The organism is Nocardia coubleae NBRC 108252 (genome assembly GCF_001612805.1).
Taxonomy (GTDB): domain Bacteria; phylum Actinomycetota; class Actinomycetes; order Mycobacteriales; family Mycobacteriaceae; genus Nocardia; species Nocardia coubleae.
Genome location: NZ_BDBD01000011.1, coordinates 877,309 through 892,262 on the forward strand (window position 1 = coordinate 877,309; position 14,954 = coordinate 892,262).

The 14,954-nt window shown below is 65.9% G+C and carries 14 protein-coding genes and 1 tRNA gene; 7 read left to right on the forward strand and 8 right to left on the reverse strand.

Features of this window, described 5'->3' with window-relative positions; genetic code table 11:
* Window position 1 precedes the first annotated feature (1 nt).
* Both NCO8_RS13150 and NCO8_RS13155 read left to right on the forward strand, forming a co-directional pair.
* Complete coding sequence (locus tag NCO8_RS13150) at window positions 2-1,093, forward strand: mechanosensitive ion channel family protein (RefSeq protein WP_067639291.1); 1,092 nt, start codon at window positions 2-4, stop codon at window positions 1,091-1,093.
* Between the two features lie 57 nt (window positions 1,094-1,150).
* A tRNA-Pro gene (locus tag NCO8_RS13155) sits at window positions 1,151-1,224 on the forward strand.
* A gap of 573 nt (window positions 1,225-1,797) precedes the next feature.
* Here the strand turns inward: NCO8_RS13155 and NCO8_RS32885 are convergent.
* Entirely contained in the window at window positions 1,798-1,950 is a 153-nt protein-coding gene (locus NCO8_RS32885; protein ID WP_369689845.1) for a hypothetical protein, read from the reverse strand.
* A gap of 203 nt (window positions 1,951-2,153) precedes the next feature.
* On the opposite strand from NCO8_RS32885, the gene NCO8_RS32445 reads away from it, so the two are divergent.
* Window positions 2,154-3,092: a recombinase family protein gene (locus NCO8_RS32445; protein ID WP_245655337.1), complete on the forward strand. Its 939-nt coding sequence runs from the start codon at window positions 2,154-2,156 to the stop codon at window positions 3,090-3,092.
* Between the two features lie 72 nt (window positions 3,093-3,164).
* Here the strand turns inward: NCO8_RS32445 and NCO8_RS13165 are convergent, their stop codons facing one another.
* Window positions 3,165-3,986 carry an acyl-CoA thioesterase domain-containing protein gene (locus NCO8_RS13165; RefSeq protein WP_067639292.1) on the reverse strand — a complete coding sequence of 274 codons (822 nt, stop codon included), beginning with the start codon at window positions 3,984-3,986 and terminating at the stop codon, window positions 3,165-3,167.
* Window positions 3,987-4,344: 358 nt separating this feature from the next.
* Here NCO8_RS13165 and NCO8_RS32450 point away from each other — a divergent pair, with 358 nt between their 5' ends.
* From NCO8_RS32450 to NCO8_RS13185, 4 genes are all read left to right on the forward strand, one after another.
* Window positions 4,345-4,827: a helix-turn-helix domain-containing protein gene (locus tag NCO8_RS32450; protein ID WP_245655338.1), complete on the forward strand. Its 483-nt coding sequence runs from the start codon at window positions 4,345-4,347 to the stop codon at window positions 4,825-4,827.
* Window positions 4,727-6,178 (forward strand): site-specific integrase, encoded by a 1,452-nt coding sequence (locus tag NCO8_RS13175; RefSeq protein WP_157104896.1) that lies wholly within the window; start codon window positions 4,727-4,729, stop codon window positions 6,176-6,178. Before NCO8_RS32450 ends, NCO8_RS13175 begins: the two co-directional genes overlap by 101 nt.
* 322 nt (window positions 6,179-6,500) lie before the next feature.
* A complete protein-coding gene (locus NCO8_RS13180) occupies window positions 6,501-6,932 on the forward strand; it encodes a S1 domain-containing protein (protein ID WP_067639299.1) in 432 nt (143 codons plus the stop codon).
* Complete coding sequence (locus NCO8_RS13185; RefSeq protein ID WP_157104897.1) at window positions 6,929-7,537, forward strand: site-specific integrase; 609 nt, start codon at window positions 6,929-6,931, stop codon at window positions 7,535-7,537. Before NCO8_RS13180 ends, NCO8_RS13185 begins: the two co-directional genes overlap by 4 nt.
* Before the next feature lie 108 nt (window positions 7,538-7,645).
* On the opposite strand, the gene NCO8_RS13190 is transcribed toward NCO8_RS13185, so the two are convergent.
* Genes NCO8_RS13190 through NCO8_RS13215 form a run of 6 tightly spaced genes read right to left on the reverse strand, consistent with a single transcriptional unit; the run spans window position 7,646 to window position 14,950 of the window.
* Window positions 7,646-9,811, reverse strand: coding sequence for a 3-hydroxyacyl-CoA dehydrogenase NAD-binding domain-containing protein (locus NCO8_RS13190; protein ID WP_067639303.1), 2,166 nt, complete (start codon window positions 9,809-9,811; stop codon window positions 7,646-7,648).
* A 28-nt stretch (window positions 9,812-9,839) separates the two neighbouring features.
* A complete protein-coding gene (locus tag NCO8_RS13195) occupies window positions 9,840-11,051 on the reverse strand; it encodes an acetyl-CoA C-acetyltransferase (RefSeq protein ID WP_067639305.1) in 1,212 nt (403 codons plus the stop codon).
* A 29-nt stretch (window positions 11,052-11,080) separates the two neighbouring features.
* Window positions 11,081-11,857 (reverse strand): enoyl-CoA hydratase, encoded by a 777-nt coding sequence (locus NCO8_RS13200; protein ID WP_067639307.1) that lies wholly within the window; start codon window positions 11,855-11,857, stop codon window positions 11,081-11,083.
* The gene (gene mmsB / locus NCO8_RS13205) at window positions 11,854-12,747 is read right to left on the reverse strand and encodes a 3-hydroxyisobutyrate dehydrogenase (RefSeq protein ID WP_157104926.1); all 894 of its coding nucleotides are present in this window, start codon (window positions 12,745-12,747) and stop codon (window positions 11,854-11,856) included. Before mmsB ends, NCO8_RS13200 begins: the two co-directional genes overlap by 4 nt.
* The gene (locus NCO8_RS13210) at window positions 12,744-13,814 is read right to left on the reverse strand and encodes an enoyl-CoA hydratase/isomerase family protein (RefSeq protein ID WP_067639309.1); all 1,071 of its coding nucleotides are present in this window, start codon (window positions 13,812-13,814) and stop codon (window positions 12,744-12,746) included. Before NCO8_RS13210 ends, mmsB begins: the two co-directional genes overlap by 4 nt.
* The gene (locus tag NCO8_RS13215) at window positions 13,811-14,950 is read right to left on the reverse strand and encodes an acyl-CoA dehydrogenase family protein (protein WP_067639311.1); all 1,140 of its coding nucleotides are present in this window, start codon (window positions 14,948-14,950) and stop codon (window positions 13,811-13,813) included. Before NCO8_RS13215 ends, NCO8_RS13210 begins: the two co-directional genes overlap by 4 nt.
* Between the last annotated feature and the right edge of the window lie 4 nt (window positions 14,951-14,954).

Consider the following 14,954-nt stretch of genomic DNA (forward strand, 5'->3'; position numbering starts at 1 on the left):
CGTGGAAGACCTGTTGCGGCCGATGCTCGTGGTGTTCGGCACGATCGCGATCACCGTGGCCGCCGGCCTGGCGATCGACCGGCTGCTGCGCTACAGCGCCCGCCGCCGTCCCGGTGTCCACCTGAATTCGGTACGCCGGGTCCGGGTGCCCCTCCAATTACTGCTGGGCACACTGCTTTTGCGTGCCCTCTACCCCCTGGCCGACGTGGATCCACGCCGCGACACGGTGGTCCAGAATTTCCTCGCCACCGCCGCGCTGATCGCGGCAGCGTGGTTGGTGATTCGCGCCACCGACGCCGTCGCCGAGCACCTGCTGCGCCGCTATGCCCAACGCACAACCGAGGTTTCGCGGGTGCGACAGTTGCGCACCCAGCTCGGACTGGTGCGCCGCATCATCACCTCGGTGCTCGTCGTCACCACCGCGGCGGTCGTGATCCTGCTGCTGTTCCCCAGCCTGCGCACACTCGGCACCTCGATGCTCGCCTCGGCGGGCGTCATCGGCATCATCGCGGGCGTGGCCGCCCAATCCACCCTGAGCAACCTGATGGCCGGGCTGCAGATCGCCTTCGGCGACTCGGTCAAGATCGGCGACACGGTGGTCGTCGAAGGCGAATGGGGCGTGGTCGAGGACATCACCCTCGCCTTCCTCACCGTCCGCATCTGGGACGACCGCCGCCTCACCATGCCGGTCTCCTACTTCAACAGCAAGCCCTACGAGAACTGGTCACGCGGTGGCTCCGAAGTCACCGGCACCGTCGCCCTCCACCTCGACCACTCCACCCCCATCCCCGCCCTCCGCGAACACCTGCACACCTACCTGCGCCAACGCCCCGACTGGGACGGCCGCACCTGGAGCCTGCTCGTCACCGACAGCACCCCAACCAACATCGTCGTCCGCGCGGCCATGTCCGCCGCCGACGCCGACGACGCCTGGACCCTGCGCTGCGCCGTCCGCGAGGAACTCCTCACCTGGCTCTCCGACCACCACCCCCACGCCGTCCCCAAAATCCCCACCCTCATCACCAACCCCACCGACACACCCCCTGAACCAGTCTCGACCGCGTCCGGAAATGGTCATCTACCAGCCGATTAGTACTCACGCGGACTGTTGCGGTAATCTTTCCGAGCACCCGGCGACGGGGGCAAGGAACGGGCTGTGGCGCAGCTTGGTAGCGCACTTGACTGGGGGTCAAGTGGTCGCAGGTTCAAATCCTGTCAGCCCGACAGGCAAAACCCCCTCCGACCTGGGTCGGAGGGGGTTTTCTTGCGTCCGGGGATTTGACGTGGTTTGCCCGAATCACACAGAAATCCCACATTTATTGCTTGAGTCGACCGGTAGAGGACCGCTCGCGGGGCCCGATTGCGCCTATTCGGGCACCTCCGCACCCGACCACGGCTCCGGCGTGCCAGAGATCACAATCCTCTAGTTCCAGCCCCCACGCCGAGCCTCTCGAGGTTCCCCAGGTTTAGATAGCGCGCTTCACAAGCCGGCAAGCCCGTGCCGATTCGTTCGGGACCTCCGGGCGGCGACGGTGTGGGTCGAGGGTCTGCGGTCCCCGCCCCACACCATCACGGTGATAGTAGCCAGTTCTGTTGTGCCCCAACGTCTTCTGTGATCAGCACTACTCACATAGACAGTCCCGCCCTGTCGATTGTCGAAGTCCTGTTCAGTGCTGACCTGCGGATTCCGTTGCGGTTGAAGAGGTCTAGCGATCATCGGCGTGTCCCGTAGTCGTCGGCAGTACCGTGCATTCAGCTCGTACTCGTCTTCAGCACGGGGGTTGCGGGATGGCCGGTTCAGCGTTGCCCGAGCGTGGTGTTCTGACCGCCGACGAAGTGCGGTGGCAGGTCGCGGTCGCCCGCGCGAAGGTCATCGGCCCCCTCGCGGAATCGGACCGGGTGAGCGTCGCGGCCGCCGACCAGGCCGCCGATCAGCTCGGGGTCACTCAACGCCAGGTGTATGCGCTAGTGCGCCGGTGGCGTGAAGGTGAGGGGGTGGCGTCGGATCTGTTGCCGCGTCGCTCGTCCGGCGGCCGCGGTGGTGCCCGGCTGCCCGAGGAGGTCGAACAGATCATCCGCAAGGTCCTGCGGACCCGGTACCTGACCAGGCAGAAACGGTCGGTGACCGTGATCTGCCGCGAGATCATCCGCGAATGCCGGATCGCCGGGCTCAGGCCGCCGTCGCGGTCGGCGGTCACGCGCCGGATCCGGCGCCTGGACCCGGTCAAGGCCACCACTTCCCGCCAGGGCGCCGACGCCGCCCGCGCACGCCGGGCGGCGGGCGGGACCACCCCGGATCGCCGTGCCGGACCGGCAAGGGCAAGGTCGCCATCCAGTACCACACCGCCCGCTTCCGTCTTGTGCCCTCGCTCGCGAAGGCCCTCAACGTGCCGACCCCCGCGCTGCGCAAACCCGGGACGCCCTGGACCGAACTGCCGCGCCCGGCTGTGGCGCCCACCGAGTCCAGCGGGCACGTGCGCATCGGCTACGCTCGCGCCTCCACCGTGCGCCAGTCCCTCGACGCCCAACTCGACTCGCTGCGCGCCGCCGGTGTCGGCCGCATCTTCTCCGAGAAGATCTCCACCCGCGCCCTGGTCCGCCCCGAACTCGACCGCGCTGTCGCGCTGGCCCGCGAGATCCGCGCCTCCGGTGCCGCGGTCACCCTGGTCGTTCACGAACACAAACGCCTCGGCCGCGGCATCGAACTCGCCGCCCTGGCCGAACAACTCAAGGCCGCCGACATCGGACTGGAATTCCTCACCGGCGAACTGCAAGGCTCCCACGACCCGTCCGGGGTGGTGTTCACCGTGCTGGCCGCCATGTCGGGGATGGAACGCGAGTACGTCCGCGACCGCACCCTCGAAGGCCACGAAGCCGCCCGGGCACGCGGCAAAACCATCGGCGGCGCCCTAGTCGGCGACGAGGCCATGCTGTCGATGGCGCTGCACCTCCGCGACAACGGCCACAGCCTGCGCGACATCGCCACCCGTCTGGTCATCACCAAAGGCAAGAAGAAAGGCCAACACCCCTCACCGGCCACCGTCCTGCGACTGCTTCGCGAGCACGATCGGACCAGCGCGCCGATGGGTTGATCACCTCCGAGTTCCGTTATGTGTTGACCAGGACGGCAGGGCCCCGGGCTCACCCTCACAGATGTCGAATCGTCAAGCCCCGGCCCGCCGGAAGGAGAGTTCAGCGCTCGAGGTGGCGGCGAAGTCGATCTGACGGCGGGCGTTGGACAACGCGGTGACCACGCACGTCCCCACGGGGCCCTGCCGGTCGTAGAGAGTGGCAGCACCGATCGAGACTCCGGCTGCGGCGATAGTGCTGTCGGCGCGCAATCCCAGTTCATGACCGACGGGCAACCGGGAAAGCGCCACGGTCACATCGGTGTTGATGTAGCCAGCCCCCTCCGAGCCCCAATGACACACCAGACTGGTGACATCACCCATGATGGCCGCACGCTGAAACGCGGTGATCGGCTCGCCGTCCACCAACGGCGGCAGGCTCTGCCACGTCGCCTTACGCTCTGCGTTCTGGTTCGCGGCGAAATCGGAGGTCCAGTCGCTGTCGCCACTTTTGAACAGCGGCGGCGAACCCTGCGGTGCACTGCATCCCTGTGGCGGCACGGGCAGGTCCTGCTCCGGGCTCCATACGTGGCCCGGCGGCTGGTCCGCGGCGGTCAGAAACACCGCCGATGCTCGCGCGCGCTGGTGGCCGTCCTGGGACAGCGAGGCATCGACCACGGCGATTCGCGATCCTTGCCGAACAACGACGCTGGACAAATCGAAAGCGGAGGTCGACACGGGTTGGTACAGGTCGACCGTCAGCCGCGCTGGGGTGAAACCAACAGGACACTGCGTTTCGAGCTCGCGGGCGAGCACCCCGCAGATACCGGTACCGCTCAATTTGCTCGGCGCCCACGGGCTCACCGCCAACTGCTGGGCCGCAAGCCGGTCCCCATCCCAGTTGAAGAAGCTCACCATCTAGTCGATTCCCCTCAGACTCTTACGACACAGAAGTGAAACACGTTACAACTATTGGAATCTCGTCGCACGGCGATCGGCCCGACTGAGCCCCAACCCGCAGAACCGGCGCCCACCATGCTTGCTTGTCGGAACTACCGCGCATCGCCAACCTCAGCCTGGGCAGGCCAAGGAGTCCGCGCCCCAACTGAAGAGCACTTCGAGCACCGCTGAACCCGTCTTCGAACATCGACACGCCCGCTCAGCGGAAAGGTCGAAGCTTCGGACCTTGCCATCTATCGGCACGGCGATCATGTAGTCATCTGCCCTACACTGGAATTCAGGAAGAGTCGGTGACCAGGGCAGAAGTGAGTCACTTATGCCCTCTTCCTCCCGCCGACCATCACCTTCCTCCTCCACGCCGCCGGGCGTTGACGGCCCGCCCGAAGAAGAGGCCTGGCTCAGCACCCCCGATCTCGCTGCGCGGTGGAAGCTCCCACCGAAAACGATCGCGTCGTGGGCATCATCCGGGGCCGGGCCGCGCTTCGCCCGACTTGGGCGCCACCGCCGCTATCGCCTCAGCGACATCCGCACGTGGGAATTCCAGCAGCTCGAGAAGACTGGGCCCCACAGTCCCACCGCCGCGGTGTCGGTCCGGCATGACGACGAGACCTGGCTGACCAGTGTCGAACTCGCCGCCCGCCTTCAGATTTCGGCGAGAACCCTCGACAGCTGGGCAACCACGGGCACCGGACCTCGACATGCGCGGCTCGGCCGTCACCGCCGCTACCGGCTGGCCGACATCCGCACCTGGGAAAGTCAACGCCTCGACGCAACCGTCACTGGCCACCCCACCCGATGACATAACACAGGGGATCAGCGGCGGCCATAGCTGCGCGTTAGGCGCCAACCAACATCCGATTCTTGTGACGCGTGGAAAGGGAATCATGGCAGGCCGACCCGCCCGGCCGGTAGGAACGTTCAGCACCCCGTCCGAACCGCGCAAACAACGCAACGGTAAGTGGCGCACTACAGTCCGCCATTACGGTGCATGGGGCATCACCTTCATTGAACGCCACGGTGATACCTCCGATGAGGCCAGCATCAAGCTCGCAGAAGCCATTCGCGACTTCCACGACGTTCCCCTCGGCACGCCGGTCACACGCACCACCACCCTCAACGAACTCGCGCGTGAACTGCTGAACTCGATGTGCCAAGACCCCGACTGCGGTCCCGGACTCATCGAGGACTACCGGCGCGAAATCGAGGTATCGCACGACAAACGGGCCAACCCAGAAACCATCAAGATCGAGAACACCATCGGCCGCCTGCAGATCTGGCAGGCCACCCCGGGAGAGCTCGATCGCCACCTCAAACGCCTCGCAGCCCTCGGACTCCGGCGTAAAGCAAAGCAGCACAAAGTCATTCTCCGAGCGATGATGCAGATCGCCGTTCTCCACGGCGTCCTCAGCACCAACCCGGTCAACAGCGTCGACGCCTTCCGCAGATCCCGTCCCCCAGCGCGCGGCAAAGTGCCCGACATGACGGCCCTTCCTGCCTTTCGCGCACAGGTGAGGGCATGGGCGCGCGGTGAAGAAGTCCCCGGCACCCCTGCCTACACCACCGGGCCGCGACGTGACTGGACGATGGTGTGGGTCGTCGACGTCATCTCCGGAACCGGAGTCCGCCCTTACGAAGCGTTCGCGATACTCCTCGACGACATCAACCTCGCAGCTCCGGATCCCTACCTCGAGGTCACGGGCACCCTCGTCCAGATCCGAGGGGCCGGAAACGGTGGATGGGTCCGTAAACCCGTCCCCAAATCCGAAAACGGGTGGCGCCGGATCCTGCTGCCCCACCACAGCGTCGAATCCATCAACGAGGCCATCGAACACCTTGAACTCAGCGCGACGCCCAATCCGCACGGAGTACTGTTCCCCGCCGCCAACGGCTCCCTTCGCAACCCGAACAACTTCGGACGGATCTGGCGCGCCGCACGCGGCGACAACTTCGCCTGGGTCACACCCCGCACCTTCCGCCGCGGCGTCGGCACAGCCGTCGACAACGCCACCGGAAGCCCCGAAGACGCCGCACGACAACTCGGCAATACCGCCGCTGTTGCGAAAACCCACTACATCGACCGACCGGAAACCGTTCCCGATCACCGCGCCATCCTCGAAAAGTGGGCCCGCGGTGAACCAGACAATCGGTGATGAAGACGCCCTTCACACAATCCCCGATCCAGCCATCAACCTTCATATTCAGGACCTGTCTAGTGGCGGGGATGAGTGACTGGATCGTCAGAAATGCACGACAAAACACCAGGTAGCGCGGGCTGAAGTCCCCTCTCGCGCACAAATTGTTGGCTAGCTGGTCAGATTTCGACTTCTGTGTGTTCGAGTGCACTCGCACACGAAGGAGTTGAGCTGTGCACGTCTTTGACCTGCGCAAACACGCTAGTTCGGGTGACGATCTCGTCACTTTTCGCCCCGGCAAGGGGGCTTGCGGACTCCCGGCATCAGGGAGTGAGGAGCGGTGATCGAACCGGTCATCCCACCCCAGACCTCACTCGAAGAACGCCTCCACGGCCCGCTGCCGTCGAGTGTCATCCCGCGCACCGCAGACCCGAACATCGTCTACGGCATCGCCCTCATCACCCATGCTGGTCACGTCACCGACCACGCCGTGTTCTCCGCTCTGGGCTGGCGACCGGGCACCCGGCTGACGTTGTCGTGTCAGGACGAGCGCCTGATCCTGGTATGTGCCGCCCCTGACGGCTCTATCCGAATGAACAACGGCGGCTTCTTCCGAATCCCCTACCGCCAGCGCCGTCGCGTCGGACTTCTCGAGGGCGATCGGGCGCTGGTCGTCGCGCACCGAGAACAGAAGCGATTGCTGATCCATCCCCCCGCCGTCCTCGACGGGCTGATGAGCCAGAGCCGCCGAATCCTGGAGGGACACCTGTGACCATCCCGAGCACCGGTCAACCCGCAGTCCCCGCAGACACGTTGGCAGCAGCCAGACTCCTGTTGTCCCAAATGGGCATCTCCGCAGCCGATCTCGTCGAGGCCACTCCCATGGCGCCGACATTCGGCGAGGTGATTCCACGTGTTCGAGCCCGTCTGAGCACTGGTACTGCACGCACCTACGGGACACATTTGGATCTGCTCGAATCACTGTGGCCGAACCGGCCGTTGAACGAGCCCACCCTCCACGAACTCGAAGAATTGGCCCGCACGGTGAAAGCGAACGCCCGCCCCAACCGGGCATCTCGGGGCGGGACCAGCGCAGTCGAGCACTACGTGTCCACCGTGCGCCACATCTACCGGTACGCCGAAGAAGCCGGTTGGATTCGGCCACAGGACAATCCAGCGCGGCAGCTCGCGATGCCCGCCCGGCCGGCATCGCATCGATACGCGATCCCCTCTGGCAGGGTTGCCGAGATCTGCCGAGTCGCTGCCATCACCGGCGACGATCCCGAACTCGACACGCTCCTTCTGCGATTCCACCTCGAGACCGCGTGTCGGCGCGGCGGCGGGCGACGAACACCTCGCGTGCGGCGGCGACGATGACGGCCCTACGCTGCGACCGTCTGCCGTCACCGCGGACGCCCCGCGCGCAGGCGTCCCCGGCGTCCGGCAAAACCGGACGCCGGGACGTCGTGTCCGTCGGCAGCACCATCAGCCGAAGGTTTCCCCGGCGGCGGCCTTGGCCCGCAACGACTCCGGGACCTCGAATCGGTCACCGTAGGCAGCGCGCAGCTCATCGGCCCGCGCGACGAATCCTGCCAGGCCACCGGCGTACTGGTTGATGTACTGGATCACTCCACCGGTCCAGGCCGGGAACCCGATCCCGAAAATCGAGCCGATGTTGGCATCGGCCACCGTCCGCAGCACACCTTCGTCGAAACACCGGGCAGTGTCGAGAGACTCGGCGAACAGCATGCGCTCCTGCATGTCGATGAACGGGATGCCGTGATCCTCGCGGGTGTACTTCTCCACCAGCCCCTGCCACAGCCCCAACTTCTTGCCGTCGGCGTCGTATTCGTAGAATCCGCGACCCTCGAGCCGCCCCGGGCGGTCGTACTCGTCGACCATGGCATCGACCAGCGGGTACGCGTTCGAGTCGACCCACCGGCCGCCTTCAGCGATGGTGTTCTCGCGCAGACTGCGCCGGATCTTCTGGCTCAGCTTCATGTTGATCTCGTCGACGAGGGCCAGCGCACCGACGGGGTAGCCGGCCTGGGTGGCAGCCTGCTCGACAGTGGTCGGGTGCACGCCCTCGGCGACCAGTGCGATCGCCTCGTCCATGAACTGACCGATGACACGGCTGGTGAAGAAGCCGCGGCTGTCGTTGACCACGATCGGAGTCTTCTTGATCGCCAGGGTGTAGTCGATGGCACGGGCGATGGCCTCGTCGCTGGTCTTCTCACCGACGACGATCTCGACCAGCGGCATCTTGTCCACCGGGGAGAAGAAGTGCAGACCGATGAAGTCCTCCTGGCGCTGCACGCCGGTCGCCAGATCGGTGACCGGCAGCGTGGAGGTATTGGAGCCGAGCAGGGCATCCGGGTTCACCAGGCCCTCGATCTCGCCGAACACCTTCTTCTTCAGGCCCGGATCCTCGAACACGGCTTCGACTACGAAGTCGCAGCCTGCGGCGTCGGCCGGATCGGCGGTGGGGTGGATGCGGCCGAGGACCTCGTCGCGCTTGTCCTGGGTGATCGCGCCCTTGCGCAGCGCCTTGTCGAGCAGCTTGCGCGAGTAATCCTTACCGCGTTCGGCCGCCTCGATCGTCACGTCCTTCAGCACGACCTGCATGCCCGCGCGGGCCTGCACGTAGGCGATACCGGCGCCCATCATGCCCGCGCCGAGCACGAGAACCTTCTCCGGTGTGCGCACGGGGAAGCCCTCGGGCCGGCTGCCGCCCTTGTTGATCATACCCAGGTCGAAGAACAGGGCCTTGATCATGTTGGCCGAGACCTGCCCGCAGATCAGGTTGGTGCAGTAACGGGTCTCGACCGCGAAGGCGGTGTCGAGGTCGACCTGCGCGCCCTCGACGGCCGTGGCGAGCACCGCGATCGGGGCAGGCATGGGCGCGCCCTTGAGTTGCTTGCGCACATTCGAGGGGAACGCGGGCAGGTTCGCGGCCAGCGGCGGGCTCGACGGGGTGCCGCCGGGGATCTTGTAGCCCTTGACATCCCACGGCTGCGCAGGCTCGGGGTTGGCCGCGATCCAGGCGCGAGCCTTGTCGAACATCTCCTCGCGGGTGGCCGCGACCTCGTGGATGATCCCGACCTGCAGGGCCTTGGCGGGCTTCATCCGCTGGCCCTGGCCGACGACGTTGAGCACCGCATTGGTGATGCCGAGCAGGCGCACGGTGCGGGTGACGCCACCGGCGCCCGGCAGCAGGCCGAAGGTGACCTCGGGCAGGCCGAGCAGGCTGCCCTTGGCGTCGAGCGCGATCCGGTGGTGGGTGGCGAGGGCGAGTTCGAAGCCGCCGCCCAGCGCGGTGCCGTTGATCGCGGCGACCACCGGCTTACCCAGCCGCTCGAGTCGGCGGAACGCTGCCTTGTAGGTGTCAAGGCCACGCGCGATGGCGGGCGCGTCCTCCGGGGTGGCGTCCATCAATAGGTTCAGGTCACCACCGGCGAAGAAGGTGTCCTTGCCGGAGGTGAGGATCACCCCGTCGAAGGTGTCCTTCTCCGCTTCGAGTCGGTCGACGGTCGCGGTGAGATCGCGCGCGAACGCCTCGGTCATGGTGTTGGTGGATTGGCTCGGGTCGTCGATGGTGAGCACGAGCACCCGGTCGGCGCCGAGATCCCAGGCAATCATGTTGTCGGTCATGGTCTTTCCTCTGTATCCGGTCCGGAGCTCAGACGCGCTCGATGATGGTGGCGATGCCCATGCCGCCGCCGATGCACAGCGTCATCAGGGCGCGGCGCGCTCCGCGGCGCTCGAGCTCATCGACCATGATTCCGGTGATCATCGCGCCGGTGGCACCTAGCGGGTGGCCCATCGCGATGGCGCCGCCGTTGACGTTGAGCTTCTCGTCCGGAATGTCGAGCTTCTTCTGGTAGTTCAGCACCACGGACGCGAACGCCTCGTTGAGCTCGAACAGGTCGATGTCGTCAACAGTTAGCCCGGCCAGCCCCAGCACCTTCTCGGTGGCCGGGACCGGCCCGGTCAGCATGATCGTCGAATCACTGCCGCTCACCGCCGAGGCGACAACCCGGGCACGCGGGGCAAGACCCGCTGCTGCACCGGCGGATGCGCTGCCGATCAGGACCAGTGCCGAACCGTCCACGATGCCCGAGGAGTTCCCGGCGTGGTGCACGTGGTTGATCTTCTCCACCTGGTGGTAGCGCTGCAGCGCGACCGCGTCGAAGCCGCCCATCTCCCCCATCGTCGCGAACGACGGTGCCAAAGAGGAGAGGCTATCTACCGTGGTGTCCGGGCGCATCAGCTCGTCGTGGTCGAGAAGGACCGCGCCGTTGATGTCCTTCACAGGCACGACGGATTTGGTGAAGTAGCCGCCCGACCATGCCGCGGCAGCTTTCTGCTGTGAGCGGACCGCGAACGCGTCGACATCCTCGCGGGTGAACCCTTCGATGGTGGCGATCAGGTCCGCACTGACACCCTGCGGCACAAAGTAGGTGTTGTAGTTGGTGATCGGATCCATCGCCCACGCGCCCCCGTCGGAGCCCAGGGGAATCCGCGACATCGATTCCACGCCACCGGCAATCACTAATTGCTCCCACCCGGAGCGCACCTTCTGTGCTGCGGTGTTGACTGCCTCGAGGCCCGAACCGCAGAACCGGTTGAGCTGCACACCGGCGACAGTGTCGGGTAGCCCCGCGGCGAGGGCGGCGGTTTTGGCGATGTCGGCGCCCTGGTCGCCGACCGGGGAGACGACACCGAGGACGATGTCATCGATCGCCGCGGGGTCGAGCTCGGGGTATCGGCTCTTGAGTTCCTCGATGAGCCCGACCACCAGGTCGAGCGGTTTGACGCCGTGCAGGGCACCAGACTGCTTGCCGCGACCACGTGGTGTGCGGATCGCGTCGTAGATGAATGCTTCGGTCATGGTTCCTCGAAACTGAGTCGTGTAACAGGTCAACGGTGGGTGAAGTGCGCGGACCGCTTATCGATGAAGGCACTCATGCCTTCCTTTTGATCGGTGGTCGCGAACAGGGAGTGGAAGACGCGGCGTTCGAAGCGGATTCCTTCGGACAGGGTGGTTTCGAAGGATCGATTCACTGATTCCTTGGCGATCATCGCCACCGGCAGCGACTTGGCCGCGATGGTCTCGGCAGCCTCGGCCGCGGTCTCGAGCAGGGTGTCGGCGGGCACGATCCGCGCGACGAGCCCGGCCCGTTCGGCTTCCTCGGCATCCATGGTGCGCCCGGTGAGCACCAGATCCATCGCTTTGGCTTTGCCGACTGCCCGGGTGAGTCGCTGTGAGCCGCCGATGCCGGGTATCACGCCGAGTTTGATCTCGGGTTGACCGAACTTCGCTGTGTCGGCGGCGATCAAGATGTCACAGAGCATGGCGAGCTCGCAGCCGCCGCCGAGGGCATAGCCCGCGACGGCGGCGATGGTGGGTTTTCGGAACTGCGCCAACCGGTCCCATCGCGAGAAATAGTCCCCCATGAACATGTCCATATAGGACTTGGGCTGCATCTCCTTGATGTCGGCGCCTGCGGCGAAAGCCTTGGCAGAGCCCGTGATCACGACGGCACCGATCGCGGCGTCGTGCTCGAACTCGTCCACGGCGGCGACGATGTCGTCGAGGACCTGGGTGTTGAGCGCGTTGAGGGCTTTGGGCCGGTTGAGGATGATCCAGCCGACGCGGTTCTTGCGTTCGAGCAGGATGGTGTCGAAGTCGGTCATTCGGTGTCCTCTCCGGAACGGTCTCTGATATCGGTGATGATCGCGGAGAAGTCCCGTCCCACATCGGTGTGGTTGAATCGCTCATAGATCGCGGCGGCCAACTGGCCGAGCCGACCGTCGATACCGTTGGCGCGCAAGGCATTCGCGGCCAATGTGAGGTCCTTGGACATCAGCGCGGTGGCGAAGCCCGGCTGATAGTCGTGGTTGGCCGGGCTGGCCGGCACCGGGCCGGGGACCGGACAGTAGCTGGTGAGAGCCCAGCTCTGCCCGGATGCGGTGGAGACCACATCGAAGAACGATTGGTGGCTCAGACCGAGCCGCTCCCCGAGCACCAGCGCCTCGGACAGCCCGATCATCGAGATCCCCAGCAGCATGTTGTTGCAGATCTTGGCGGCCTGCCCGACGCCGGCCTCACCGCAGTGCACAACCTTGCCGCCCATCACCTCGAGCACCTCGCGCGCCTCGGCGAAGTCCGCTGTCGCTCCGCCGACCATGAAGGTGAGGGTGCCTGCTGTCGCACCCGCCACCCCGCCGGAGACCGGCGCGTCCAAAGGTCGATGGCCGACCGCTTCCGCCTGGGCGGCAGCAGCTTTCGCGTCGGCGACATCGATCGTGGAACAGTCGATGAAAAGGGTGCCCGGTTCGGCGGCGGGCAGCAGTTCGGCGTAGACATCGAGCACGAGTTTGCCGTCGGGCAGCATGGTGATCACCACGTCACGGTCCACCGCCGCTTCCCGTGCCGTTGTCATCACCGTCGCACCGTCGGCTCGAGCCCGTTCCTGTGCCGCGGGTGCCGGATCGAAGGCGCACACCTCGTAGCCCGCCTTCACCAGGTTCGCCGCCATGGGCCCACCCATGTGCCCGAGCCCGAGGAAACCGATCTTCTTCACCACTGTGCCTCCTGTGCCATCAGACCGAGTTCTTTCGCCCCGAGTCCGGCGAAGTACGCTGCGACCTCCGCGTCGGCGACCTCGGCCAAGGTCGCCGGGCTCCACCGTGGATTGCGGTCCTTGTCGATGACCTGGGCGCGGATCCCCTCGACAAGGTCGTGCGAGCCGAGCGCGGCGACCGAGACCCGGTATTCCTGGTTCAGCACCTCCTCGAGACTTGTCAGCTCACGCGCCGACCGCAGTGCGCGCAGCGTGACCTTCAGTGCCACAGGCGATTTCGCTAGCAGGTTCTCGAGCGCCTTGGTCGCTTCGGGTGAATCGGCAGTCTGCAAGCGTGCCGCGATTTCCTCGACCGTGTCGGCGCTGTAGCAGCCGTCGATCCAGCTCTGCTGAGCGAGCAGATCCGACGGCGGTGCGGCTTCGGCGACGGCGGCAATCGCCTCGTCGACGGTCGCGGTACGCAGCGCAGTGAGCAACGCGGGCATGGCCGCGGATGGCACATAGTGGTCGGCGAACCCGGCCGCGATGGCATCGCCCGCGGTCATGCGGGCGGTGGTGAGCGCGACGTGGGTGCCGACTTCACCGGGTGCGCGCGAGAGCAGATGGGTGCCACCGACGTCGGGAACGAATCCGATGCCGACTTCGGGCATGCCGATCCGGGACCGCTCGGTGACGATGCGGTGACTGCCGTGCCCGGACAGCCCGACACCACCACCCATCACGATGCCGTCCATGATCACGATGTACGGCTTGGGGTAGCGCCCGATCAACGCGTTGAGGATGTACTCGTCGCGCCAGAACACACCCGTGGGTGAATCAGGGCCTGCTGTCCCGGTTTTGGCGTCCGCGTGGATGGCGACGATGTCACCGCCCGCGCACAGCCCGCGCTCGCCGGCACCGGTGACCACGACAGCGCGCACAGACTCGTCGTCGGCCCACGCCCGCAGAGCCTCGGTGATGGACAACGCCATAGGATGACTCAGGGCATTGATGGCCTTGGGCCGGTTCAGGGTGATCAGACCGAGGCCTTCTTCGGTGGCGATCAGCACTTCGGGTTCGTCGGTCATGCCGCTCCTGTCAACGCACGAGCCACGACAACCCGCATGATCTCGTTGGTGCCCTCAAGGATCTGATGCACGCGCAGGTCGCGGACGATCTTCTCCAACCCGTATTCGTGCAAGTAGCCGTACCCGCCATGCAGCTGCAGCGCCTTATTGGCGACCTCGAAACCGGTATCGGTGGCGAACCGCTTGGCCATCGCACACAGCTCGACCTTGTCAGGCGCCCCAGCGTCCAGCCCTGCCGCAGCCCGCCACAGCAACGTCCGCGCCGCTTCCAACTCGGTCCGCATATCGGCCAACGTGAAGCGCAACGCCTCGTTGCGCGCCAGCGACTTGCCGAAGGCCTGCCGCTCGGACAGATAGCGCACCGACTTGTCCAGTGCTGACTGCGCACCGCCGACCGAGCAGGCGGCGATACTGAGCCGGCCGCCGTTGAGGCCGTTCATCGCGATCGAGAAACCGTCACCCTCTGATCCGAGCCGGTTGGCCACTGGCACCCGCGCATCGTCGAGAATTACTTGCCTGGTCGGCTGCGCGTTCCAGCCCATCTTCCGTTCGTTCGGACCGACGCTCAATCCGGGCGTGTCGGCCGGCACGATCAGCGCCGATATCCCGTGCGGGCCAGAACCTCCGGTACGGACCATCATCACGTAGACATCGTTGGCTCCGGCGCCCGAGATGAACTGTTTGGCACCGCTGAGGACATAGTCGTCGCCGTCGCGAACAGCCTTGGTGTTCAGCGCTGCCGCGTCGGAACCGACACCGGGCTCGGTGAGGGCGTAGCTGCCAAGTAGTTCCATCGACGCCATGTCCTGTACCCAGGTCTGGCGTTGCCACTCCGTGCCATACTCGTCGATCATCCACGTCGCCATGTTGTGGATCGACAGGTAAGCCGCCATCGTCGGACATCCTGTGGCAAGTTCCTCGAAGATCCGCACCGCGTCGAGCCTGCGCAGCCCAGAGCCACCTATGTCCTCGCGGACGTATATACCGCCCAGCCCGACCGGCCCCGCCTTGCGCAGCACATCCACTGGAAAGTGCTTGCGTTCGTCCCACTCCAGTGCGTGCGGTGCGAAGAACTCGTCGGCGAACTGACGTGCGGTCTCCACGATCGCGCGTTCGTCGTCGTTCAGGGTGAGCATCGGG

Coding starts and splice junctions, on each gene's coding strand:
- NCO8_RS13195 (WP_067639305.1), bottom strand. CDS start 11,051: ATGACCGAAGCATTCATCTACGACGCGATCCGCACACCACGTGGTCGC.
- NCO8_RS13175 (WP_157104896.1), top strand. CDS start 4,727: ATGCGCGGCTCGGCCGTCACCGCCGCTACCGGCTGGCCGACATCCGCA.
- NCO8_RS13190 (WP_067639303.1), bottom strand. CDS start 9,811: ATGACCGACAACATGATTGCCTGGGATCTCGGCGCCGACCGGGTGCTC.
- NCO8_RS32450 (WP_245655338.1), top strand. CDS start 4,345: ATGCCCTCTTCCTCCCGCCGACCATCACCTTCCTCCTCCACGCCGCCG.
- NCO8_RS13165 (WP_067639292.1), bottom strand. CDS start 3,986: ATGGTGAGCTTCTTCAACTGGGATGGGGACCGGCTTGCGGCCCAGCAG.
- NCO8_RS13215 (WP_067639311.1), bottom strand. CDS start 14,950: ATGCTCACCCTGAACGACGACGAACGCGCGATCGTGGAGACCGCACGT.
- NCO8_RS32445 (WP_245655337.1), top strand. CDS start 2,154: ATGCCGGATCGCCGGGCTCAGGCCGCCGTCGCGGTCGGCGGTCACGCG.
- NCO8_RS13210 (WP_067639309.1), bottom strand. CDS start 13,814: ATGACCGACGAACCCGAAGTGCTGATCGCCACCGAAGAAGGCCTCGGT.
- NCO8_RS13200 (WP_067639307.1), bottom strand. CDS start 11,857: ATGACCGACTTCGACACCATCCTGCTCGAACGCAAGAACCGCGTCGGC.